The sequence below is a fragment of the Vibrio sp. 10N.286.52.C3 genome, assembly GCF_041468865.1.
Lineage (GTDB): Bacteria > Pseudomonadota > Gammaproteobacteria > Enterobacterales > Vibrionaceae > Vibrio > Vibrio crassostreae_C.
In genome coordinates this window covers 26,000-49,924 of record NZ_JBFRJM010000041.1, presented here as the reverse complement: position 1 = coordinate 49,924, position 23,925 = coordinate 26,000, and the positions used below count along the sequence as shown (strand labels likewise).

20 protein-coding genes are annotated in these 23,925 nt (G+C 43.5%); 7 read left to right on the top strand and 13 right to left on the bottom strand.

Translation table 11 applies throughout. From position 1 onward, the window contains the following. Window positions 1-23: 23 nt before the first annotated feature. The 6 genes from AB4138_RS15430 to AB4138_RS15405 form a co-directional block, all read right to left on the bottom strand. A complete protein-coding gene (locus AB4138_RS15430; protein ID WP_372306654.1) occupies window positions 24-353 on the bottom strand; it encodes a TusE/DsrC/DsvC family sulfur relay protein in 330 nt (109 codons plus the stop codon). A gap of 160 nt (window positions 354-513) precedes the next feature. Continuing rightward, window positions 514-1,179: a Bax inhibitor-1/YccA family protein gene (locus AB4138_RS15425; RefSeq protein ID WP_017057206.1), complete on the bottom strand. Its 666-nt coding sequence runs from the start codon at window positions 1,177-1,179 to the stop codon at window positions 514-516. Between the two features lie 282 nt (window positions 1,180-1,461). Then, window positions 1,462-2,226, bottom strand: coding sequence for an amino acid ABC transporter ATP-binding protein (locus AB4138_RS15420; protein ID WP_017059704.1), 765 nt, complete (start codon window positions 2,224-2,226; stop codon window positions 1,462-1,464). A 22-nt stretch (window positions 2,227-2,248) separates the two neighbouring features. After that, window positions 2,249-3,346 (bottom strand): amino acid ABC transporter permease, encoded by a 1,098-nt coding sequence (locus tag AB4138_RS15415; RefSeq protein WP_017066317.1) that lies wholly within the window; start codon window positions 3,344-3,346, stop codon window positions 2,249-2,251. A 1-nt stretch (window position 3,347) separates the two neighbouring features. Continuing rightward, window positions 3,348-4,553 (bottom strand): amino acid ABC transporter permease, encoded by a 1,206-nt coding sequence (locus AB4138_RS15410; protein WP_017066316.1) that lies wholly within the window; start codon window positions 4,551-4,553, stop codon window positions 3,348-3,350. 71 nt (window positions 4,554-4,624) lie between these two features. Further along, entirely contained in the window at window positions 4,625-5,653 is a 1,029-nt protein-coding gene (locus AB4138_RS15405; protein WP_017059701.1) for an amino acid ABC transporter substrate-binding protein, read from the bottom strand. Between the two features lie 480 nt (window positions 5,654-6,133). Here AB4138_RS15405 and AB4138_RS15400 point away from each other — a divergent pair, with 480 nt between their 5' ends. Next, entirely contained in the window at window positions 6,134-7,075 is a 942-nt protein-coding gene (locus tag AB4138_RS15400) for a bifunctional precorrin-2 dehydrogenase/sirohydrochlorin ferrochelatase (RefSeq protein WP_017059700.1), read from the top strand. 185 nt (window positions 7,076-7,260) lie between these two features. On the opposite strand, the gene AB4138_RS15395 is transcribed toward AB4138_RS15400, so the two are convergent. Together AB4138_RS15395 and AB4138_RS15390 are read right to left on the bottom strand one after the other, a co-directional pair. Beyond that, on the bottom strand, window positions 7,261-7,743 hold the full coding sequence (locus tag AB4138_RS15395; RefSeq protein ID WP_017063832.1) for a YajQ family cyclic di-GMP-binding protein: 483 nt from the start codon (window positions 7,741-7,743) through the stop codon (window positions 7,261-7,263). A 12-nt stretch (window positions 7,744-7,755) separates the two neighbouring features. Beyond that, a complete protein-coding gene (locus AB4138_RS15390) occupies window positions 7,756-8,814 on the bottom strand; it encodes a 3-deoxy-7-phosphoheptulonate synthase (RefSeq protein ID WP_017059698.1) in 1,059 nt (352 codons plus the stop codon). Between the two features lie 207 nt (window positions 8,815-9,021). On the opposite strand from AB4138_RS15390, the gene AB4138_RS15385 reads away from it, so the two are divergent. After that, window positions 9,022-9,909 carry a putative PEP-binding protein gene (locus AB4138_RS15385; protein WP_136974300.1) on the top strand — a complete coding sequence of 296 codons (888 nt, stop codon included), beginning with the start codon at window positions 9,022-9,024 and terminating at the stop codon, window positions 9,907-9,909. Window positions 9,910-10,068: 159 nt separating this feature from the next. Further along, on the top strand, window positions 10,069-10,554 hold the full coding sequence (locus AB4138_RS15380; RefSeq protein WP_017059696.1) for a PaaI family thioesterase: 486 nt from the start codon (window positions 10,069-10,071) through the stop codon (window positions 10,552-10,554). A 108-nt stretch (window positions 10,555-10,662) separates the two neighbouring features. Here AB4138_RS15380 and AB4138_RS15375 read toward each other — a convergent pair whose 3' ends face one another. Continuing rightward, a complete protein-coding gene (locus tag AB4138_RS15375; RefSeq protein ID WP_017063834.1) occupies window positions 10,663-12,018 on the bottom strand; it encodes a hypothetical protein in 1,356 nt (451 codons plus the stop codon). Window positions 12,019-12,046: 28 nt separating this feature from the next. On the opposite strand from AB4138_RS15375, the gene AB4138_RS15370 reads away from it, so the two are divergent. After that, entirely contained in the window at window positions 12,047-12,955 is a 909-nt protein-coding gene (locus AB4138_RS15370; protein WP_017059694.1) for a S1 RNA-binding domain-containing protein, read from the top strand. Between the two features lie 299 nt (window positions 12,956-13,254). Here the strand turns inward: AB4138_RS15370 and rsmF are convergent, their stop codons facing one another. The 4 genes from rsmF to AB4138_RS15350 form a co-directional block, all read right to left on the bottom strand. Further along, window positions 13,255-14,676, bottom strand: coding sequence for a 16S rRNA (cytosine(1407)-C(5))-methyltransferase RsmF (gene rsmF / locus AB4138_RS15365; RefSeq protein ID WP_372138234.1), 1,422 nt, complete (start codon window positions 14,674-14,676; stop codon window positions 13,255-13,257). A gap of 149 nt (window positions 14,677-14,825) precedes the next feature. Continuing rightward, window positions 14,826-17,483: an MlaD family protein gene (locus AB4138_RS15360; protein WP_372306649.1), complete on the bottom strand. Its 2,658-nt coding sequence runs from the start codon at window positions 17,481-17,483 to the stop codon at window positions 14,826-14,828. Then, window positions 17,470-18,753, bottom strand: a complete 1,284-nt coding sequence (locus tag AB4138_RS15355) for a paraquat-inducible protein A (protein WP_136982185.1) — start codon at window positions 18,751-18,753, stop codon at window positions 17,470-17,472. Before AB4138_RS15355 ends, AB4138_RS15360 begins: the two co-directional genes overlap by 14 nt. Window positions 18,754-18,807: 54 nt before the next feature. Continuing rightward, window positions 18,808-20,604, bottom strand: coding sequence for an ABC transporter ATP-binding protein (locus AB4138_RS15350; protein ID WP_017059690.1), 1,797 nt, complete (start codon window positions 20,602-20,604; stop codon window positions 18,808-18,810). Between the two features lie 89 nt (window positions 20,605-20,693). Between AB4138_RS15350 and AB4138_RS15345 the strand changes: the two genes are divergently transcribed. The 3 genes from AB4138_RS15345 (at window position 20,694) to prc (ending at window position 23,918) form a co-directional block, all read left to right on the top strand. After that, on the top strand, window positions 20,694-21,185 hold the full coding sequence (locus AB4138_RS15345) for a GAF domain-containing protein (protein WP_017066966.1): 492 nt from the start codon (window positions 20,694-20,696) through the stop codon (window positions 21,183-21,185). Window positions 21,186-21,282: 97 nt separating this feature from the next. Further along, window positions 21,283-21,906, top strand: a complete 624-nt coding sequence (gene proQ / locus AB4138_RS15340) for an RNA chaperone ProQ (RefSeq protein WP_017057223.1) — start codon at window positions 21,283-21,285, stop codon at window positions 21,904-21,906. A 17-nt stretch (window positions 21,907-21,923) separates the two neighbouring features. Beyond that, the gene (prc, locus tag AB4138_RS15335; protein WP_372306647.1) at window positions 21,924-23,918 is read left to right on the top strand and encodes a carboxy terminal-processing peptidase; all 1,995 of its coding nucleotides are present in this window, start codon (window positions 21,924-21,926) and stop codon (window positions 23,916-23,918) included. Window positions 23,919-23,925 lie beyond the last annotated feature (7 nt).

The window sequence follows — 23,925 nt, the reverse complement described above, 5'->3', positions numbered from 1 at the left end:
AATGACCTAAAGCGGGTTAGGTTTTACAAGCACTTTGCTGGTTTAGGTAAACCGGCGAGCTTGGTCGCTTGTTTTGCAGGGCCTTTTTTGAATAACTTGAAAAGGTACTTACTATTGCCTTTTTCTGGGCCGTGAGCTTTTTCCATTGCTTTAACGAGCATGCGAACCGCTGGTGAGGTGTTGAACTCTTCGTAAAAGCTCCTTACAAAATGTACGATTTCTAAGTGTGCATCTGTAAGTTCAATCGCCTCGTCTTGAGCAAGAATTTCAATCATGCCTTCTTCCCATTGCGTGTAATCCAATAGGTAGCCTTGAGCGTCGGTTTCGATTTGCTTGCCGTTATATTCAAACATGTTTAATCCAGAATCCAATTAACTATGCGGATAGGGTACATGACCAAGTTTGTCTTTCTCAACAGAAATTGTAGCTATCCAATGAAATATCGTACTTATAGATACAAAAAAGCCCAAGAGGTAGGCTCTTGGGCTAGATATTCTTCAATGATGGGAACGATTAGTCGTCGCTGCCCATGATGCCTAGGATGCTTAGTAGGCTGATGAAGATGTTGTAGATCGATACGTACAAGCTGATCGTTGCAGAGATGTAGTTTGTTTCACCGCCACGAATGATGTTTTGCGTTGTAAGCAAGATAACACCAGTCGAGAACAGGATGAACATACCGCTCATTGCCAATGATAGTAGAGGCATTTGTAGGAAGATGTTTGCAACCATACCTACAAGTAGTACTACGAAACCCGCTAATAGCATGCCATTAAGGAACGACAGGTCACGCTTAGTTGTTAGTGCGTAAGCTGATGCGCCCATAAACGCCAGTGCTGTACCGCCAAGTGCAGTTAGGATGACATCACCCATGCCTGCGCCAACGTACATGTTTAAGATTGGACCGATGGTGTAGCCTAAGAAACCTGTAAATAGGAATGTGAAGACTAGACCCATGCTGTTGTCACGGTTCTTTTCTGTTAGGAAAAGTAGGCCGTAGAAGCCAACTAGCATGATAATAAGACCCGGGCGAGGAAGGTTCATCGCCATGGATACGCCTGCTACAACAGCAGACCAAAGTAGTGTCATAGACAGTAATGCGTAGGTGTTACGCAACACTTTATTGGTTTGCAGAGCACTTTCTTGAGATGCTGTGCGTGAAAACATAGGGCTGTTCATAATCTTCCTCGTAAGGTGACTTCAATAGTTATTAGTACATTTATGGGGGTGAAAGTTCGAAAAATCAAGTCTCTCATTCCTCTTGTATACGTAAAATAATAATCAAAATAGTCGGTTAAGTGTTTCTGAAGGTGTAACAAAGTATTTCTTAAAGTGCAGTTAAGGTTCGTTGTTCAATTTTAATCGCACTGAATCGCTGTTTATAATCTTGAAAAACTAATTATAACACTGAAAACAAAGAGGCGACCTAAGCCGCCTCTGTAGTTTATGCATCATAACACATTAGTGGTGTAAGATTTGGCTTAAGAAGTTCTGCGTTCTGTCTGATTGTGGGTTTTCAAAGAAATCGACAGGGTTGTTCTCTTCTATGATTTCACCGGCATCCATGAAGATAACGCGATCCGCGACCTCTTTAGCAAAGCCCATCTCGTGCGTTACACAAAGCATCGTCATGCCTTCTTCTGCAAGCTCAACCATTACGTCTAACACCTCACGAACCATTTCTGGATCGAGCGCCGACGTTGGCTCATCAAACAGCATCACTTGAGGGTTCATACACAAAGAGCGAGCGATAGCTACACGCTGCTGTTGACCACCTGAAAGCTGACCTGGGAACTTGTCCGCTTGCTCAGGGATTTTTACGCGCTCTAGGTACTTCATTGCAATCGCTTCGGCTTCTTCTTTTGGCATCTTTTTGACCCAGATTGGAGCCAGAGTACAGTTCTCTAATACCGTCAGATGTGGAAACAGATTGAAGTGTTGGAAACACATGCCGACATCTCTACGCACGGCTTCGATGTTCTTTAGGTCTTCCGTTAATTCATTACCTGAAACGAAGATATGACCTTTTTGGTGCTCTTCTAATCGGTTGATGCAGCGGATCATCGTTGATTTACCAGAGCCTGAAGGGCCACAGATAACGATTTTCTCGCCTTTTTTAACTTCTAAATTGATGTTCTTAAGTACGTGGAATTCACCGTACCACTTGTTCATGTCTTTCAACTCGATCATAAGACCTTGAGAGTTGTTTTCTGTCTGCTGCGTCATAATACGTCCTTGATCTTGTTAATTATCGTTTGTGACCGGTGTGAAGTCTGTTTTCTAGCCATATCGAATATCTCGACATGCCAAAACAAAACACCCAGAACACTAACGCGACAAATACATAACTTTCTGTTGAATACCCAAGCCATTCAGGGTCGGTATTCGCGGCTTGGCCAATTCCTAGTACATCAAACATACCAATAATCAAAACAAGACTGGTATCTTTAAACAAACCAATGAAGGTGTTCACAATTGAAGGAATCGTGATTTTAAGAGCTTGAGGTAGAATGATAAGCCCGGTCTTTTTCCAGTAGCTTAACCCCAGAGCATCAGCTGCTTCGTATTGGCCTTTTGGTATTGCTTGTAGACCACCTCGAATTACTTCGGCCATGTAGGCTGCACTGAATAGAACTACCCCTACAAGTGCTCGAATGAGCTTATCGGTTTCTGTCCCTTCTGATAAAAAGAGTGGCAGCATTACTGAAGCCATGAATAGAACTGTAATGAGCGGTACGCCACGCCAAATTTCGATGTATACGGTACACATACTGCGAATGATCGGCATCTCTGAGCGGCGCCCAAGAGCAAGTGCAACACCAATAGGGAGTGACACTACAATACCAACAAGTGCGATGACCAGTGTAACCAGTAGGCCGCCCCATTTATGGGTATCAACAACTTCTAACCCAAAGACGCCACCGTATAGCAAGCCAGCAATGATAAATGGGTAGATGTTGACGAAGAACAACCAAATCCACGTACGTTTAGGTGTTTTTTCATAAGCCAGTAAGGCTACAAAAATGGCCAACGTTGCATAGAAGAGGCGAGGTCGCCACAGTTCAGCTTCTGGGTAGAAGCCATACATGAATTGGTCCCAACGAACGCTGATAAAAACCCAACAAGCGCCTTCGCTAGTACAGGCATCACGTGTGGTTCCTATCCAGTCGGCACTGATGAATGCCCAATCCGCTATTGCCCATAATAGGGTGAAAGCAAAGTAAGCAAGAATCACAGTGACGACGCTGTTAACAGGTCCATTAAATAGATTTTTTCTTAACCAACCGACTGGCCCAACGGTATTCGCTGGAGGCGGAAGATCAGGTTGAAATTGATGTGTACTCATCTTATCTCTCCACCAATGCTACTTTGCGGTTGTATATGTTCATTAGAGCGGACGTTAATAGGCTCAAGGTTAGGTAGACGCCCATTGTCATCGCGATTACTTCGATAGCTTGTCCAGTTTGGTTAAGTGTTGTTCCTGCAAATACAGAGACAAGATCAGGATAACCAATGGCCATCGCAAGTGATGAGTTTTTGGTCAGGTTTAGATACTGACTGGTTAGTGGTGGGATAATGATTCTTAATGCTTGTGGAATAATGACAAGCTTTAGAGTTCTAGAACGTGGGATGCCTAGAGACATCGCAGCCTCAGTTTGCCCATGGTTTACCGCGTTAATACCTGAACGAACAATCTCAGCAATGAACGCTGCTGTATAGATACTTAAAGCGAGCATCAATGCAGCAAGCTCAGGGATTATCGTAACACCACCCTTGAAGTTAAACCCTTTCAACACAGGGTAATCTGCAGAGATAGGCATGCCCATAACAAAGTAAGTTATCAACGGTAAGCCTAAAATCAACGCAGCTGCAATTCGCAACATCGGTGTTTGTTGGCCGGTCAGTTTCTGTCTGTTCTTAGCCCAGATGTTGATAATAAACGTAGCGATAATACCGACAATCAATGATGCGATGACAATGCTACTGCCTTGCTCAAAGACTGGAGCAGGGAAGTACAACCCGCGTACGTTCAAGAAAATTGCTTCACCTAGACTCATACTTTGACGAGCAGAAGGCAAGGCTTGTAGAACGGCGAAATACCAGAAAAAGATTTGTAATAGCAGAGGGATATTTCGGAATATCTCAATGTAGACAGCTGCAAATCGGCTAACTAGCCAGTTTGAAGAGAGTCTAGCGATACCCATACTAAAGCCCAGCACTGTCGCTAGCATGATGCCGAGTACTGAAACCAAAGCGGTATTGAGAAGACCGATAAAGAATGTACGACCGTATGAGAAGGTCTCGTCGTATTCAATCAGTGTTAAGCCGATACCAAAACCAGCTTCTTGGGAGAGAAAATCAAAACCAGTGGTGATACCACGGGAATCTAAGTTTGTGAGTGCATTATTTACAATCGTGTAAAAGAAAGCACAAAGCGCCCCGACGGCGATAATTTGGAAAATGATGGAGCGAAAAGTGGGGTTGTAAAATAAGTTGGCACTTTTGGGCTGTGGCTTTGCCTGAGCTGGAGAAATAGTTTCATTAGGTTTCATACTACTATAACCTCAAATCCATTTAATAAATAGGGCGGAAAACTCCGCCCTAATTGATGCTTGAAAATTTATTAACGGATTGGTGGAGCGTACATAAAGCCGCCCGCATTCCATAATGCATTTACACCACGAGAGATTTGAAGTGGAGAACCTGTACCAACAGTACGCTCAAAACTCTCACCGTAGTTACCAACTTGCTTAATTACTTGGTAACCCCAGTCGTCGCGAATGCCAAGGCCTTTACCTTTAGGACCGTCTACACCAAGAATACGTTTGATGTTTGGATCTTTTGACTTAAGCATTTCGTCTGCATTTTTAGAAGAGATGCCGTATTCTTCCGCGTTAATCATTGCTGAAAGTGTCCACTTAGCAACGTTAAACCATTGATCATCATCTTGACGAACAACAGGGCCTAGAGGCTCTTTAGAGATGATTTCAGGAAGTACTTCTGCAGATTTAGGATCAGCTAGGTTTAGGCGAAGTGCGTATAGACCAGATTGGTCAGTTGTTAGTACGTCACAACGACCTGCGTCGAAACCTTTCGATGTTTGTGCTGCCGTATCGAATACCACTGGCTTGTAAGACATGCCACTGTTACGGAAGTAATCGGCTAGGTTAAGTTCAGTTGTTGTACCTGATTGAACACATACAGAAGCGCCATCAAGCTCTTGAGCACTTGTTAGGCCAAGTTCTTTCTTAACCATGAAGCCTTGACCATCGTAGTAGTTAACGCCTACGAAGTTCAGACCTAGAGCAGTGTCACGATGTAATGTCCATGTTGTGTTACGAGATAGTACGTCGATTTCGCCAGATTGAAGCGCAGTAAAACGCTCTTTTGCTGTTAGAGGTACATACTTAACTTTAGTCTTGTCACCGAGTACAGCCGCTGCAAGAGCTTGACAATACTCAACATCAATTCCTTCCCATTCACCTTTTGAGTTAGGGTTAGAGAACCCTGGAAGACCGGTACTTACACCACAAGTTAGAAAACCTTGAGATGTGACTTTGTCCAGAGTGCTTTCTGCCGCTGATGCCGATGTTGCCATCATCGCAGTTGATGCAGCTACTACTGAAGCAAGAAGTGTTAGTTTATTTGTCATTTGTATCCTTCCTTGTTAACCAGGTGACACCTGATACTCGTGCTCGTTTGAGTTTCTCTTATGTGTTGCGTTTTCTATGACCTTGTTGTTCAAATTAAACGAGTTGCATTTTGCAAATGAAACTGTGTGCGATTTAAACAACTGTTTATAAGGTTAGGAAAGGATCCGTAGTTTCACAAATGTATAATTTAAAAAGAATTTTGAATGAAATCACAAATCCGAACACAATTAGAATGACCAAATGTTAAGTGAATGTAAATAGTGCAACGGTTCACACTGTTGGTGCAACGAGATTTAGATTTTTATATTGATAATCGACTAGATAAATATTCTGAATAAACATCACAATGATGAAATATTAAACTTAAGAAATGTTGAAATTTGGTCAATAAATATTTTTATTACACTTCGATAGTTATGAATATGCTCCAAATTTGGTAGCATGGCTGAATAGTTATTGAAGTAGTCTCAAGGAAGAACATGCGTTATTTCCCAATGTTTTTGGATGTAGAAAATAAGCCAATCTTAGTGGTTGGTGGGGGTGAGGTTGCTTGCCGTAAAGTCGATAGCTTACTACGAGCGGGAGCGGATGTGACTTTGGTGTCTCCCAAGGTAGCGCCTTACTTAAAGCAGCTTGTGGACGAGAACAAGCTTCACTGGGTTCAAAACTTTTACTCGTCACAGATCATATCGAAAAATTACTTGCAGGTTTGGGCCACAACAGACAACCCAAGCTTGAATCACCAAGTGTATAATGATGCGAAAAAACTGGGTATTTTAGTCAATGTGGTTGACGATCTTCCTTACTGCGACTTCATCACACCTTCGATGATAAATCGCGGCAGAATCCAAATTGCCATCTCTAGTGGCGGGGCATCACCTGTTTTAGTAAGAAATATCAGAGAAAAACTCGAAACGGTATTGCCACAAAACATAGGTTTGATAGCAGACTTCGGTGCATCAAAACGCAATTCAATCAAAGAGTCATTCCCAACCGTCGACGAGCGTCGTAAATTTTGGGAGCGTTTCTTGTCATCCAGCTTTATCGAGCAGGTGAATGACAGAGAGCAGTTAGAGTCTTACTACCAGCAAGCGCTAACCGAAGGCATTGATAGCGAAGGGCAGGTCACTTGGATTGAATTCGAGCAAGATGTCGAGCTGCTGTCTATGAAGGCTTTACGTTTGATGCAGGAGGCAGAGCTCGTACTTTCACCGAGCGATTGTCCATTTGAATTTATCGACCTGTGCCGCCGAGATGCAGAAAGAGAGAGCTACGCCAACAGCGGAGAGCTATCAACAAAGCTTGAGCAAGCAAGAGCAGAGAAATTACGAGTGTGTGTGTTTATTCCACCAGCAAGCGTAGAGTTTAATCTGTTGGTCGGCAAAGATCTAAAATTGTCAGCAGCCCAAGTACTCAGTTGAGGTAATTGCTTCTAGTTGAAATGAGAGCTTTCTGGTTGTTTGAAATCGGCTAGAGGCTCGGAATAAAACTAAAGCTGGACCAGATAAATAAAAAGCCACTTCGAGAAGTGGCTTTTTGCTATTTCAAACACGACATTGTGCTGATGAATGAGCAACCCAAATAGGCGGTCGCTCAAACTCAATAATTAGTCGCGGAAGTTGTCAAACTGGAAAGGTTGACCAAGTTCACCGCCGCGAACTAGAGCCATAACAGCTTGTAGGTCATCACGCTTCTTACCAGTAACACGAACTTTGTCGCCTTGGATAGAAGCTTGAACTTTAACTTTGTTGTCTTTGATTAGCTTAACGATCTTCTTAGCGACATCAGTTTCAATGCCTTGCTTAAAGATAACCGTTTGGTGCCAAGTGCGACCTGTTTGGTCTGCCGCTTTCGCTTCCATCGCGTTAGGATCAACATTACGCTTCGTTAGGTTGCTGCGAAGGATATCGCGCATTTGCTTCAGTTGAAAATCGTCTTGAGCAGTCAATTTTACTGATTCATCTTTGTAATCAAAGCTTGCGTCAACGCCGCGGAAATCGAAACGAGTCGATAGTTCACGGTTTGCGTTGTCTACTGCGTTACGCAGTTCTACTGCTTCTACTTCAGAGATAATGTCAAATGATGGCATTGTGTTGTTTCCTTAAGCTAAGTTTCTATCTTTAATTGCTGTTGCAAGCATGTCTAGCATTGTTGCAGTATCTTCCCAGCTTAGGCATGGGTCAGTAATCGACTTGCCATATTCTAGGTTGTTAATGTCTGTCATTGGCTGGTTGCCTTCAATAATGAAGCTCTCTGCCATAATGCCTGCAATTTGGTTCTTGTTAGATTTAATTTGCTCACAAATGTCTTGTGCAACTTCTAACTGCTTACGGTGTTGCTTCTGACAGTTAGCGTGGCTAAAGTCTACAACCAAACGTTGAGGTAGATCGAATTCAGCCAGTTGCTTACATGCAGTATCTACAGATTCAGCGTCGAAGTTAGGGCCTTTATCACCACCACGTAGAATAACGTGACCGTATGGGTTGCCAGAAGTACGGTAAACCGTCATGCGGCCGTTCTTATCTGGAGAGTAGAAGTAGTGTGAAGCATGTGCTGCACGAATTGCATCGATAGCAATCTTGATGTTGCCGTTGGTCGCGTTCTTGAAGCCAACAGGGCAAGACAGTGCAGAAGCCATTTCACGGTGAATCTGAGATTCAGTTGTACGAGCGCCAATCGCACCCCAAGTGATAAGGTCTGCAATGTACTGACCTGTGATCATATCAAGGAATTCAGTCGCGGTAGCTAGGCCAAGCTTGTTGATATCTAGCAGAAGCTTACGAGCTTTGTTCAAGCCTGTTTCAAGTGCGTATGAACCATCAAGGTTAGGATCTGTAATCAAACCCTTCCAACCTACAACAGTACGAGGCTTCTCGAAGTAGGTTCTCATTACAACGAACAGTTCATCTTTGTACTGGTCTTGAATTTTGCTTAGGCGCTCAGCGTAATCAAGTGCCGCATCTGTATCGTGAACAGAGCAAGGGCCTACGATAACTAATAGGCGGTTATCACGACCAGTTAGGATATCTTCGATTTGGCGGCGAGAATTTTTAATGCGCTCAGCAACGTCGTCAGTAATAGGGTGTGCATTGCCTAGTTCGGCAGGAGTTGGCATAGGACCCAGAGCTTGGGTTCTCAACTCATCAGTTTTTAATGGCATGTGATAGCTTTTTTATTCTATTGCGAAGTGGTTAAGATAACGGAATTGAACAGAGGAATAAACTCTATTGAGTCAAAGTTATCTCAGTTATTGCTAATATTCTTATTTTTATCAGCAGGCCAGCGTCAAATAAGGGATTTTCACTTGTATTAACAGGCAGCTATCGGTATTTTCGTTTGAACACAACATAAAAATGCTGGAGCAGCAATGACTCAAGAAAATCAAAGCACTTTGCACCCAGAACTTGTCTTAGGTGATGTGCTGCCTTCTTATAACGATAATAATAATTCCAACCACTTATACGTTTCACTATCAGAATTGGTGATGGATCGTGTCTTTTATCACCCAAGTATCGAGAGTCACTTAGATACTTTGACTGATATTGAAAAAACGTCTTTAGATGCGATCCTTGGCGATAAAACTGTCGATGAGCATTTTGTTTCGACCTTAGTGATTGCCATTCAAGCTGCCGTTCAGCCAAATCACACTTCTGTTCGTATCGCATTAAGTAGTGCAGACAGCTATGGCTTCCGTTCGCTACTTGGCGGGAACTGTGAAGCTGAAGAGATTAACCCAGCACTAGGCGTTCGTGGCGTTGCTCGCTATGCAACACCAGAATACAGCAAGGCTTTCGCTTTAGAGTGTCAGGTCATTAAAACATTGCGTGAGCAGGGTATTAACGTTGAAGTGGTTGTGCCTTATGTACGAACATTAAGCGATGCCGCTAAGATTATTGACCTGCTTGCCGAGCAAGGGCTACCACGCGGCCTTAACGGTTTGAAAGTACTGTTCTCGTGCGATGTGCCGTCTGCAGTGCTACTGAGCGAACGTTTACTGCATTACTTCGATGGTGTAGTGGTAAACGTTGATAGCTTAGCGTCTTTCACTTTAGGCGTAGACAAACACAATGAAGCTCAGCAACACGCTTTTGATCCACAAAACGAAGCGGTTATTACCTTGTTGGATATGATTGTTAAAGCAACCCTGAACGCGAAGAAGCCAGTGCTGCTAGTTACGCAAGGTTTAGTCGATTATCCACGTCTACAAGGTTACATTGCTGACCTTGAAGGTGTTGAAACGGTCGTGACTGCGTAAATCGATTAGCTTGCCTGATAAGCCGACTTAAGGCGCTAATGCTTTGAGAATGAAAGAGATATCATTGTGCGATGATATCTCTTTTTTGTAACATTTTTTTGACATTCTTATCGCTAGTCGATTAACTGGTCTGATGACTAACTTGGCTAGGTAATTCGAATGTTGACCCCTCTACAAAAAGCAAATTTCTACTTAAGCATGTTTGGCTTTTTCAAAGTCCCACTTATCTGGTTGTGCCGACCAAAACTACTCGCGTTGGACAACCAACATGTTGAAGTGAAAATCCCGCTTAGAAGGCGTACTAAGAATCACCTTAACAGTATGTACTTTGGCGTTTTGGCTGTAGGTGCGGATGTCGCGGGTGGGTTTCTTGCGATGAGCAAATCTCAGCAGCAAGGTGAAAAGATCTCGTTGGCTTTTAAAGAGGTGACGGGTAACTTTTTGAAGCGCCCTGAAGGTGATGTGCATTTCACTTGTAACGACGGTGAGCTGATCAACACTATGCTGGCAGAAACCATGTCGACCGGAGAACGGGTCAATCAACCCGTAACCATTATCGCGACTTGCCCATCTTTACATGGTGACGAGCCGATGGCGGAGTTCACGCTTACGCTTTCAATTAAGAAAGTCCCTTCAAGAAAATAGCGATTAAATAATAGATTTTGGTTTAGAAGTCATGGGTAACGTTGAAGAGATAAAACAACGGTATGTGAATGGTTTCCACATACCGTTATAGAGAACTTTATAACGGCTCTATGACTCTTGAGTGATCTGCTCAATATCAACTATTTTTGAACGGTTCATAACGATCTTCCAACGGTAGTAGGTTGGTTCGTTATCATGGTTGTTCTCTTTAATGATCAGGTTGAGAAGATGACGCTTTTCTACTGATTCGCGGCTCACTTGTCCTTCATTCAAGCGGTAGATCTTGTTTGAGCCTTTATCCATCAACCGTGTCAGCGCTCTTAGGCTGATCGATAACGTTTCACGAGTCTCCTCATAACCACTCATAAAGGTCGATGTCGACATCTCAGTATGAGAGCGGTAATGCAAGATTTGCTCTTCACGTTGTACCACACGCTTTTTACGGATCGACTGAATGCGATCTGCAAGCTTAGAAAAATTTGCGTAGTCCAACCATTCCAGTTTATGGCCTACTGACTTGTTGGTCGTTGGATCATAGTAACGACGCTTCCATTTTGGCTTGCCTTTACGCAGCCAGCGCCAAAGGATGTCTCTCAAGTCATCTTTAAAGATCTCACGCAGTGCGTAAATGAAAGACATTGCCACGATGAAAGAGGCGGTAATCTCACCAAGAAAGTCACGAGCCAAGATCACAGTAGTGGTCACGACAACCATCACCAAACCGGTCGCGATGCCTTTCACGGCACGCTTAACGTTCTTACCCATCGACGTTGTCTTTTCTTTAAGCACGATAGGGTGTTCAATCAAACGACGCAGCAAACGCATCTTGTTACTCAAGCGGGTAACGTCCTCTCGAACTCTTGCTGAGTTGTAGCGGTTCAGTTTACGGTGCGCGGTCTCTTTATCACAAAGCGTTAAGAGTCGTTCTTTAATCGTTGAATACTCACTACCTCGTGGCATGTGTGAAACTAGCGATAGGAACTTTTGCTCGGTATACCAAGATAGGTAGTTATCGATATTAGCGTAGTAGCGCTTGAGATTTTCTTCGTAAGGGATGCTTCGGCGTAGCTTCTTCAAGATATCTAAAGCCAATTCAATGACTTCATCTACTTCATCAGCCGTTACGTCGTCACTATCAGTTTTATTTAAGCTGCTGACTGCTTTATCTAACGCGATAACATATTGGTAGGCAAACAGACTCAAACTGACACGATACTGTGTTGTAGATAAGCGTCCACGTTTTGCCAAGCGACTGTGTACCAAAGGTAAAAGTGTTTTGTCACTATAGTAGGCACGTTTTTGAGTGATTGAGCTGTAGAAAAAGGCACTTTCAGAAAGCACTTCAGGAGTCAGTCCAAGTTCACCGGGAATGAATAGATAAACGTCCATGTCGAGCTTTTTGGTCTTAGCCATGGCATGGTTAATTTTAAGTGTTATCGCATCTTGTTTATCAACGGTGATCAACGATGTCTCCTAGAATGTAAAAATATGAATGAAACTAGCGAAAGCATATCAGAGATCACGTATAATCTCCGCCAAATTTAAAGTAGAGACAACCTTGATGATTAATATTGGTCAAATAAACAACTTAGAAGTAGTAAAACAAGCAGACTTCGGTGTATTCCTTGACGCGAGCGACTATGGAACCGTGTTGCTGCCGAAACGATTTACTCCTGAAGGTGTTGAAATTGGTCAAAAGCTAGATGTTTTCTTATACATAGATTCTGACAACCAGATCGCTGCAACGACTGAAAAACCAATAGCTCAAGTAGGCCAGTTTGGTTTGATGACGGTTGAAGGTGTTAACAGCACTGGTGCATTCATGAGCTGGGGCGTGAAAGGTAAAGACCTTCTTGTTCCTTTCAGCGAGCAGCGTGGCCGTTTAAACGAAGGTCAGTCAATCTTAGTATATGTGTATATCGATAAAGCATCGAGCCGTATCGTTGGTACAACGAAGTTCAACAAATGGTTAGACAACACGCCTGCGACTTATAAGCAAAATGAGCAAGTCGATCTCATTATCGCTGAGCGCAGCCAGTTAGGTTACAAAGCGATCGTGAACGGTGAACACTGGGGTATGATTTTCCCATCTGACATCATCGGTAAGCTGTTCATTGGTAAAACACTAAAAGGCTACATTAAAAACGTTCGTGAAGAAGACGGTAAGATTGATTTGTCTCTTCAGAAGGTTGGTGTGGCTAAGATGGATGACTTAAGCACTAAGGTTCTTGACCTGCTTGAGAAGAAAGGCGGTTACCTGCCTTTGAATGATAAGTCTTCTCCTGAAGTTATTTTCTCTGCATTCAGAACCAGCAAAGGTACGTTCAAGAAGACAATTGGTGGTCTATACAAATCTGGCAAGATCACTATCGACAAAGAAGGTATCAGCTTAGTTAAGTAAGCGGTCCTTTCGGTCAAAAAAAAGCCCAAACCTTCCTGTTTGGGCTTAGGGGAAAGGGCTCCGAAGAGCCTACGCTAATCGTTTTAATCTTTTGACTGTTAGATTGAAGTCTAGTTTAGATTCTCTAAATTGCGATTTTTCTTTTTGGAAATAGTGACTTGAATTGATATTTATATAATTAGGTGTTGATTTACAAGCGCTCGCACACTGACTTATATGGCCGATAGAATAGAAAAAGCCCAAACAATTAACGTTGTTTGGGCTTTTTGTTTATTAAGGTGTACTCAGTGCGAACGCTTTTAGAAAAGGTTCTTATCGCGCACGAGTTCGCGTGGTAAACCGTTCTTCACTCGGTTGCCAACCCACTTACCAAGGCCGATGATTGCACCATTGTACTTCACTAGTACTTCACCTTTTCCTGACAAGTTTTCAGGGCGAACATCGCGGCCCATGAACCATTCACGAGCATCTTCAATACTAAGCTCTACAACATTAGCTTCATTACCTGTTGCGAGCGTTGTCGCTACTTGGTGCTGCCAGCGGTAACCTTTTTTATGGGTTTCAGCGATCTTGATTCCCATGCGAGAAAAACGGAACTCACCGATCATAGGCTCTAGCGCTTCTGGGAATAGCCAAACGTCTTTGTCGCGAATCCAAACCTGAGTATCGCTTGGCAATTCGATATCGAGAGTACTCATTAGTTGTTCAGCGACTTCTTGTTGAGTTTTCTTTGATGCTTTTTCAAATGGGAATTTACCCATACGTTTTTTAACTTCTGGTGGAGTAACAGACGCTAATTTACGGATACGTGCAACAAAGAAACCTTCTGAGTCATAAACTTGAGGGAAGATGTGTAGAAAGCCTTCCTCTGTCGTGGTTGCTTTTGCGTTGTCGAATAGTGATTCAAGAGATTCAAATTCAACCGCATCACCAAAGGTTTCTTTTAAGTGATGACACACTTGTTGGTTCTCTTCGGTGCTAAGCGTACACGTTGAGTAAACCAAAACACCATTAGGTTTAAGAGCATGGAATGCACTTTCAATCAGATCTTTTTGCGTGTCGGCAATATCGACCACAGATTGATACGTCCAGTTCTTCATCGCATCGGCGTCTTTACGAATGGTACCTTCGCCAGAACAGGGAGCGTCTAGCAACACAGCATCAAACTGTTCTGGTAACCAACCACCGAAAACTCGACCGTCAAAGTTACTTAGAGCGGCATTACGAACACCACAACGTTCTATGTTAGCGTGAAGGACTTTCACACGGCTTGCTGCGTACTCATTGGCAACCAATACACCGCGATTATTCATTAGCGCAGCGATTTGCGTTGTTTTAGAACCGGGTGCTGCCGCAGTGTCTAACACCGCTTGGTAATCAGCTTCACCTTGGAAAAGTGCCGAAGGTGGCATCATCGAGCTGGCTTCTTGGATGTAGAAAAGACCAGACATGTGTTCTGCCGTATTACCTAGTGGCGCTTCACTTTCATCAGCTGTAATCCAAAAGCCCGTTTCACACCAAGGTACAGGTTCCAGTTCCCAGCCTTTCTCTTTTGCTCGTACTAGGAAGTCTTCAACACTGATTTTCAATGTGTTGATTCGAATACTTTTACGAAGTGGTTTTTGGCATGACGCGACAAAAGAAGTCATATCTAGATGACTAGGCATGATTGCTTCGATGTGCGTTAGGAATTCTTCAGGAATATATACGTTAGCGTGCAAAAGAGTATCTCGATTTATTGCATTAATGCGGGGAGTTTAAAGCAAAATGAGGCCGCCCTAAACCATATTTATAGCAAACAACAAAAATGCAGCCGAATGGTTGCATTTTGATGAAGAATTAATCTTCCAGAAACGTCAGGGAATTCACTCTATGGACGAGGAATTGCTGTTCTCCATGATTTCCACTCATCTTCGGCTTGAGGATAGAGGTAGAAAGACTGATCTTCGCTTGCTACTGGTTGAAGTTCATTTGTCGGTGGCGTTGAGAATGTAATACCACCTCTTAACAAGCTGTCTACCGTTCCGGCTTTGATGTTTGCGCCTGACAGGCCGATAGAGACATCGACGCCCGACACGTTCCAGAACACGGTGTTTGCGCGGATTAGATACGCGTAGTCTGGTTCTATTTGAATCGTAGAGATGATGCGGTCAGCAAACTCGCCTAACTGAACATCAATAACACTGCCGATTTCTAGCTCACGGAATAGGATAGGTGTGCCTTCAGATACTGAGCCTCGCGTTTCGCTTTGCAGTTGGAATATCTTGCCTTCAGGCTGCACGGGTCCTTTGCTAAGCTCAAATTTCGTGTTTCTTTCACCTTTGCCCGGATCTACGTTGATGTGTTTAGAGAGCAGCGCAGAGACGTTTTTGATGCCATTAAGGCCAATCTCAGGTTCTGCCAACCAGAAGTGACTGTTCGTCACGGCAATCTTGTCGACGTACTCAGGTAAAATACGCGCAGTAATTTCAATGCCGCCCTTGTTGAAGTTCGGAATCACCAAAGTAACCTCACCAACAGTGACACCTTGATATTTGATCGCCATGCCCTTGCTGACTTCTTGATCGCCAGAAGAGGTGATAGTAATCGCGCGGCCAAATTTTCGAGCGGATTTCGAATCTTTATAAAGCTTCCACACATCGCCGAGTTTGTTGTCGATTCCCGGCAGAGAGTCAAAAGCAATACCGCCTTGGATAAGGGTTTTAACTGGTGCCGCTTTAATGCTGATACCCGATAGCGACGCATCAACCTCAACGCCTGATCGGTTCCAGAAAACAGTGTGCTTGTTGAGTAAGTGTGTGTAACGATTTTCGATTGTGACTTTGATTCTTACGCCACCGTCGGCAAGCTGAAAATCAGAAATACTACCCACTTGTAGGTTGCGGTAGAGGAGTGGACTGCCTTTAGAAATTGAAGGTAACTCACTGGCAAACAAAGAAAGTGTCTTTGAACCAGACTGATTAAACTTAGCAATTTCTGCTAACGACTTACTTTGGAAAAGTTGGTAGTCCGTTCGAGCTTCAGATTTACCTTCACTCACAAAGCTAATCGAGCCGGTAAGAAGCTGTTTTGCTGGTGGGACCGTAACACTCAAGCCTGATTCGGTTAGCTCTGCAGTCGCACTACCTGTCACAAAGAAACGGTTGTGGCTTTTGATAAGGTGCGCATACTCATTATCGATAAGTGCATCCATGAAGACTTCGTGTTTTTCAGAGCCCGTACCAACACCATCAACTAATCCCACATGGATGATAGAGCCAACGGCAATGCCTTTGTAGAGAAGTTGTGTACCGACATCTAACCCGAACGAATTGTTCGACGTTAAGCGAATCGCAACGGATTTCTCTTGTTCCTGACTGAATTCATTTTTGCGGATTGCAGTAAATCGACGCGCCTTTTCACCTTCACCCGGTACCAAGGTTAAAAAGTTACCTGTCACTAAATTGGCAATGTTTTTCATGCCAGTAAGCGACAATTCAGCCTCTTCTAGAACGAATTTACTGCCGCTGTTTAAAAAGTCACTGAATGCCGGTTGGATAGCGGCAGATGCAACGACGTTTTCACGCCCTTCACTTAGCGATAAATCAGTGATTTGACCGATTTCAATGCCGCGATACATGATCGGAGCACCCGTTGCACTGATTTTATTATCATCGGGAACGGCAATCTTGATAGAGATACCTCGACCCGCTGTTTTCAGATCTGGGTAGAGTTTGAACTTAGTATTCATCTCAACCGGTTGGCCTTCTCCTGGAGAGTCGACCGCAATTGAACCGCCAAGCAATGCACTTAGGCTCTCTAAGCGAACATCAACACCAGAAAAGCCAATACTGGCACCTAAGCCACTGACATTCCAAAAACGGCTTTGGTCGGTAATGATATGGCTGTATTCATCTTTAATCGACGCTTGAATCGTAACGGATTTCGCGTTGTCGTTTAACTGGTAGTTGTAAACCTCACCAATTGGGATTTTACGGTAAACGATTTGAGAACCAACAGATACGCCACCCAGATCTTTGGTCGTCAGTGAAATATTCAAACCTTCAGAAGCCAGTAAATCAGAAGGGGAGGATTCTAACGCTTGGAAAATGGTTTCTGGGTCTTGTTTGGTTTCGCTCGGGTGGATAGCAATATAGTTACCTGAAACAAGTGCGTCTAATCCTGAGATACCCGACAAACTTGCTGTCGGTTTTACAAGCCAGAAACGAGTGCCTTTTGAGAGTAGCTTCTTCGCTTCAGGGTAGATGTCTGCATCGACATAGATGCTCGATAGATCTTTGGATAAAGTGATGTCGCGCACCATACCCACTTCTAAGCCTTGGTAACGAATCGTTGTTCGACCTGCGACTAAACCTGCGGCATCTGAGAAGTATATTTGCACACGTTGCCCAGCATCGTGTATCGATTTCATGACCAACCAACCGGCTAATGCGACGGTTAATATCGGCAGAATCCACAAAGGTGAGATGCCTTTGTTTTTCCTTACTTCTGGTGAATATGACGTTTGTGATTGGTTATCGTTGTTCATTCACTGACTCATCTTTAGAGGTGTAGTTATCCCAAATTAGCCTAGGATCTAAGCTTTCCGCTGCTAGCATCGTGAGAACAACCACGACGCCAAAAGCGACTGCACCATAACCTGGTGTAAAGTTTAAAATTTGTCCGCGGTCGACCAAGGTCATCATGATCGAAATAACGAATAGATCCATAACCGACCATTTTCCCACCCATTTCACGATGAAATAGATTGTCATACGTTGTCTGTGGTAAATCGTACGCTTCATCTTGATACAGATTAAGATGTACGCGAGGCCCAGTATTTTCGCGACGGGAACGACGATACTGGCAATGAAAATGATCGCTGCAATGCCATACATATCGCTATTTATTAGCGACGCGACACCGGAAATTATTGTGTCTTCTAGCCTTTGTCCGTTGGTGATAAGGATAGAAATCGGAATGACGTTGGCTGGCACAATAGCCACTGATGCGGCAAACAACAGTGCCCATGTCTTCTGTATAGAGTAGGGCTTGCGGTGGTATAAGTCATGGTGACAACGCACGCAAGTATGCCCATCCGGTTGAGATAGGTGGCAGTTGTGACAGTGTACGTTCTTACTTTCAGTAAATGAGTAGTCAGATTCTTTTGTCCAAGCTTCCCAGTAGCGACGCACGCTGATGCGGCTTACCAACAATACACTGAAAAGCTGCAGAAGAATGAGGCCAACCAATCCAGGGCCGACGAAAATGTCAGAGTAATCTTGCAGTTTGAAACATGAGACCGCCAAACTTACCAGAAACACATCCAACATCATCCAATGTTTGAGAGTCTGAATAATGGCTAATGCATAACGAAAGGGTGTGAAGATCTTAAGACGCAGTGATGCATGAGTGATGAGTACCGAGGTGCACACGAGCAACGGAGCGATCGAACTGCAGAACAGGATCAGCAAACCAAGTAGAGGAAAGCCTTCGCCCATTAAGGTAAAAACACCCGATGGTAACGTCGCGGGTATCATGACGCCAATCAGGCGAATACTGATGAATTCAAAAAAGTGCGATGGGATAAACAGCAATAAGCAGGTAATTGCGATTGCTAGGTTTCCAGAGAGGCTAGGGGTACCGCCTCTATAAAGCTGAGTTCCGCATCTTGGGCAGTAAGCTGATTTCCCTAAAGGGATGTCCATTTTATCTACGGGAAGTTCGCAGCCCTGGCAAAGACGCACTGAGCTGCTGTCGCATTGGTGTTTTGTTGATAAAGGGTTGGTTACGGATGGGGAGGTCACGCGACCTCCCAAGTTGAAACGTAAGTTAGGTTAGCAACCCGACTTAAAGACTCAGAGCCACAAACATCAGGCGTGCGATTGCACACTGCCGTAGAGTGTTTGATAGAGTCCTTGTTGTTCAACCAATTCACCATGTGTTCCCGTCTGTGTGACTTGTCCATCTTCTAAAACATAGATTAGATCGGCTTGTTTCACCGCTGATAATCGATGAGCCACTATCAAAGTTGTGCGATCTTTCAAAAACTCGCTCAACGCTTTATGCAGTGCTGACTCTGTTGCTGTATCGAGTGCAGATGTCGCTTCATCAAGAATAACAAACTTAGGATTGCTCAGCACCATACGAGCTATTGCTAAGCGTTGTCGTTGACCACCAGACAGTCGAACGCCATTCCTACCAATTTGTGTATCTAAGCCATTGCTCAGTTGCTTGATGACATCTTGCATTTGAGCGACTTCAAGCGCACGCCACAACGACATTTCGTCGTATTCAGCACCAAGGGTCAGATTATGCCTTAATGTGTCGTTAAAGAGTATAGGTTGTTGTAAAACAACGGCAATTTGATTGCGTATTACATCAAAGCTGATGTCATCGGTTGTTTCACCGTTATAGCGAATGCAACCTGAGTCTGCTTGGTAAACCCCAATCAGCAACTGGATTAGCGTGGATTTACCCCCTCCACTCGCACCGACCAAAGCGACTTTTTTACCTGCAGGGATGTGCAGCGATAGCCTATTTAAAACAGTGTTTTCTAATGTGTAAGAGAATGTAACGTCTTCGATGTCAACTGTCACTTCTTGATCTTCAGTAAATGGGTTCACTTTACTGATAGGGCGCTTCTCTTCTTCTAACTGAAGAAGATCGTTGATGCGTTGTAGTGCCGCTTTCGCGCTATACCAAGAGAATTGAATCCCTAGTAGCTCTTGGACCGGGCCTAACATGAACCACAAGTAGCCAAATACCGCGAAAATCTGACCAATGGTTAAGTCACTGAATAACACCATTAGCATAGCGACGGCACGGAAAAGCTCGAAACCTAGTAAGAACAGCAGAAACGAAACACGGCCAGCAGCTTCAGATTGCCAAGCGTATTTGTCTGCATCGATTCTTACTTGGTTTGCTTGAACCTTAAGTTCATCGAGAAAGATACGTTCTTTATTCGCCGCACGCAGTTGGTAAATGCCGTCTAAGGTTTCCACCAAACGGTTTTGAAAGCGCTCGAAAGATTGGTTTTCGTATTTCTTAAGGTGTTTGACCCTGCTGCCTAGTTTACGGGAGAAATAAATTACAACAGGATTGACCAATAAAATGAACAATCCTAAACGCCACTCTAACCACAACAGCACGATCGCTGTCCCGAACACGGTCAGGAAGCTGATGATAAATTTAGAAAGAGTCGAGCCAATGAACTTATCTATTGTCTCTATGTCTGTTATTAGGTGGGCGTTAATACCGCCACTGCCTTTGGTTTCGTATTGTCGAATACTGATGCGGCCAAGCTTATCTATCATCTTGCTGCGCATTTGATAGGTAATTGTTTTGGACACAAGCGTAAACTGGCGCCCTTGCAGAATGTTCAGCGCTTGGCTAACGGAGCGCATGATAATCACTAACAACAAAGTTAGTGCGATATAGCCAGTCGGTGTTTGTAATGAAGATGGAAGTAGGTGGTTCATCATCTCTAAGCCTGAAGCGGGCTTATCAAGTAATACTTCATCAACCATTAATGGCATGAGCAACGGGATAGGGACACTAATGAGAGTTGCAAATATGGCAATAATGTTAGCAAACAGTAATTTGGACTTGTGTTTTTTTACTTGAGTTATTAACCAAGAACGGCTAATAGTGTCTTCTGAATTGTTCATTGTAATGAGAATAAGTCCTATTTAGTTTGATGGCCGCATTCTACTGCGTTCTCTTGATAATGGAAGTCTCAATTTAATTGGAAGTTAATATGAAAATAGAACATTACCAACGCTTAACCAAACAAGCCGTTGCATTAATTGAATCAGAAACCGATCTAACTGCTAATCTTGCTAATATCAGTTCATTATTATTCATGGAATTGGATGGCTTGAATTGGGCGGGTTTCTATTTAATGAAGCAGGACCAAGCTAAGGAAAAAGACGAACTTGTACTGGGTCCTTTCCAAGGTCAACCTGCTTGTGTGCGAATTCCGGTAGGGCGTGGAGTGTGTGGAACTGCGGTTGCGTCGAATACCGTTCAGCGCATTCATGATGTTCATGAGTTCGAAGGTCACATCGCTTGTGACGCTGCAAGTAACTCAGAAATCGTTATTCCGTTCTCGATTGGCGGAAAAATAGCGGGTGTTCTTGATATTGATAGCCCAAATGTTGGTCGTTTTTCTCAAATTGACGAGGACGGATTGACATTTTTCATGGCAGAAGTGGAAAAGCTGCTTAATTCGCACGCGAACAAGGCATAAATTATTCTCTTACTGTGGTTTTTCCCAAGCATCTCTCTATAATACGTAAAAATATTTTCTTAATGCTCGCGGAAAACCGCAAAAACCAGGAACCCACATGGAAAACACTGAAAAGTTAAAAAACAGCAAAGAAGTTATCGCATATATTGCTGAATGTTTCCCTAAATGCTTTACTCTAGAAGGTGAAGCGAAGCCACTTAAAATTGGTATTTTTCAAGATCTTGCTGAACGTCTAAATGAAGACGAAAAAGTAAGTAAGACTCAGCTTCGTGCAGCGTTAAGACAGTACACATCATCATGGCGTTACCTGCACGGCGTAAAAGCTGGCGCAGAACGTGTTGACCTAGACGGCAACGCGTGTGGCACACTAGAAGAAGAGCACGTTGAACACGCTAAAGCTACACTTGCTGAAAGCAAAGCGAAAGTTCAGGCTCGTCGTAAAGAACAAGCACAAAAAGCTCGTGAAGAAGGCAAAGCGAAACCTAAGGCGAAGAAAGCTCAACAGCCTCGTCGTCAAGCGCCTAAAGCACCAAAAGTAGAAAAGCCTGTAGAAACACGCGCTTTGAACGCTGACGAATTCATCGCTGGCAAAGAAGTAAATGTGAACATGGGTAAAGGAAACATGGCTGCGACCATTGTTGAAATCAATAAGGAAGATGTGCGTGTTCAGTTAGCAAACGGCCTACAAATGGTTGTTAAAGCGGAGCACTTGCGCGCTTAAAGGAGATACTCCTACGCATGAAATGCCGTTCAAAATTGACACTGATTGCTGCTAGCTTTTGGCTAGCAGCTTCAGCTCAGGCTCTTGAAGCCAAATTAGATCAGGACGATTTACCTCTACTCGCTCCTGAGGTCCAACACGAAACTGCTAGTAAACGTGTTACTTCTCGATTTACTCGTTCTCACTATAAACACTTCAATCTCAACGATGATTTCTCTCAAGCTATCTTTAATCGTTACTTAGAGATGCTGGATTATAATCGTAATATCTTCACTCAAGCTGATATTGACTCTTTCTCTGCGTCATCTAAGCAAATTGATGATCAGCTGAAATCGGGCAATAACCAGATTGCATTCGATGTTTATAATCTGTCTATGCAGAAGCGTTTTGAACGTTTTCAATATGCATTGTCTTTGCTAGATACAGAGATTAAGTTTGATACCGATGAAAGTATTGAGCTCAATCGTAGTGAAGCTGAGTGGCCAAAAGATATCGCTGAAGTGAATGAGCTTTGGAGAAAACGCGTTAAATATGATGCGTTGAATCTAAAACTTACTGGTAAAGAGTGGCCAGAGATTCAAGAAGTTTTGGAAAAGCGTTACAACAATGCGATGAAGCGTATTACGCAATCGCATAATGAAGATGCTTTCCAGATCTACATGAACGCATTTGCGCGTGAAGTTGATCCTCACACAAGTTACCTTTCTCCAAGAAATGCAGAACAATTCCAATCTGAGATGAACCTATCTCTAGAAGGTATTGGTGCTGTGCTTCAGATGACAGACGACTACACCGTTATTCGCTCTTTAGTTGCTGGTGGCCCTGCGTCAAACAGCAAACAATTGAGTGATGGAGACCGCATTGTTGGTGTTGGTCAAGATGGCGAAGAAATTGTTGATGTTATCGGCTGGCGTTTAGACGATGTAGTGCAATTAATTAAAGGACCGAAAGGGACTAAAGTTAAGCTACAGATCTTGCCAGACGGTAAAGATGCAAAAAGTCACGTTGTCACAATTGTACGCGATAAGATTCGTTTAGAAGACCGCGCTGTTAAATCAGAAGTTATCGAGAAAGATGGCAAGAAGATTGGTGTACTCGAAGTACCTAGTTTCTATGTTGGTCTTTCTAAAGATACCGATAAACTGATCACCGAGCTTAAAGAGCAAGGTGTTGAAGGTATTATTGTTGATCTGCGAAACAATGGCGGTGGTGCACTAACGGAAGCAACTGAACTCTCTGGTTTATTTATCAAAGAGGGGCCTGTTGTTCAGGTTCGTGATAGCTATGGTCGTGTCAAAGTGAACAGCGATACTGATGGTGAAATCAGTTACCAAGGTCCGTTAACGGTATTGGTGAATCGCTACAGTGCTTCGGCATCTGAGATCTTTGCAGCAGCGATGCAGGATTACGGTCGTGCAATCATCCTAGGTGAAAACTCTTTCGGTAAAGGTACGGTACAACAACATCGTTCTTTGAATCATATCTATGATTTGTTCGATAAAGAGTTGGGCTACGTTCAATACACAATCCAAAAATTCTACCGAATCAATGGTGGTAGTACGCAAAACAAGGGTGTAGTACCTGATATTGCTTACCCAACGCCAATTGATCCTGCAGATACTGGTGAAAGTGTTGAAGACAACGCTCTTCCTTGGGACAGCATCGACAAAGCGAAGTACTCAGTGTTACAGCGTAACGATGAGCAGATCGCAGCGTTGACGGCTAAACACGAAGCTCGTATCGCAACAGACATGGAATTTGGCTTTATCGCGCAAGATATTGAAAAATATAAGGCAGATAAAGACGACAATGACCTTTCTCTTAATGAAAAGGTTCGTCAACAAGAGAGTGATGATGCGGATGCGCTTCGTCTAGAGCGTATTAACCAACGTCAAAAAGCCGCTAAGTTAGAGGCATTTAAAACGTTGGATGATATTCCAAAAGACTACGAAGCCCCGGATGCTTATCTTGATGAATCAGTTGCTATCATGCTGGATATGATCAAGAAATAAACAAAAT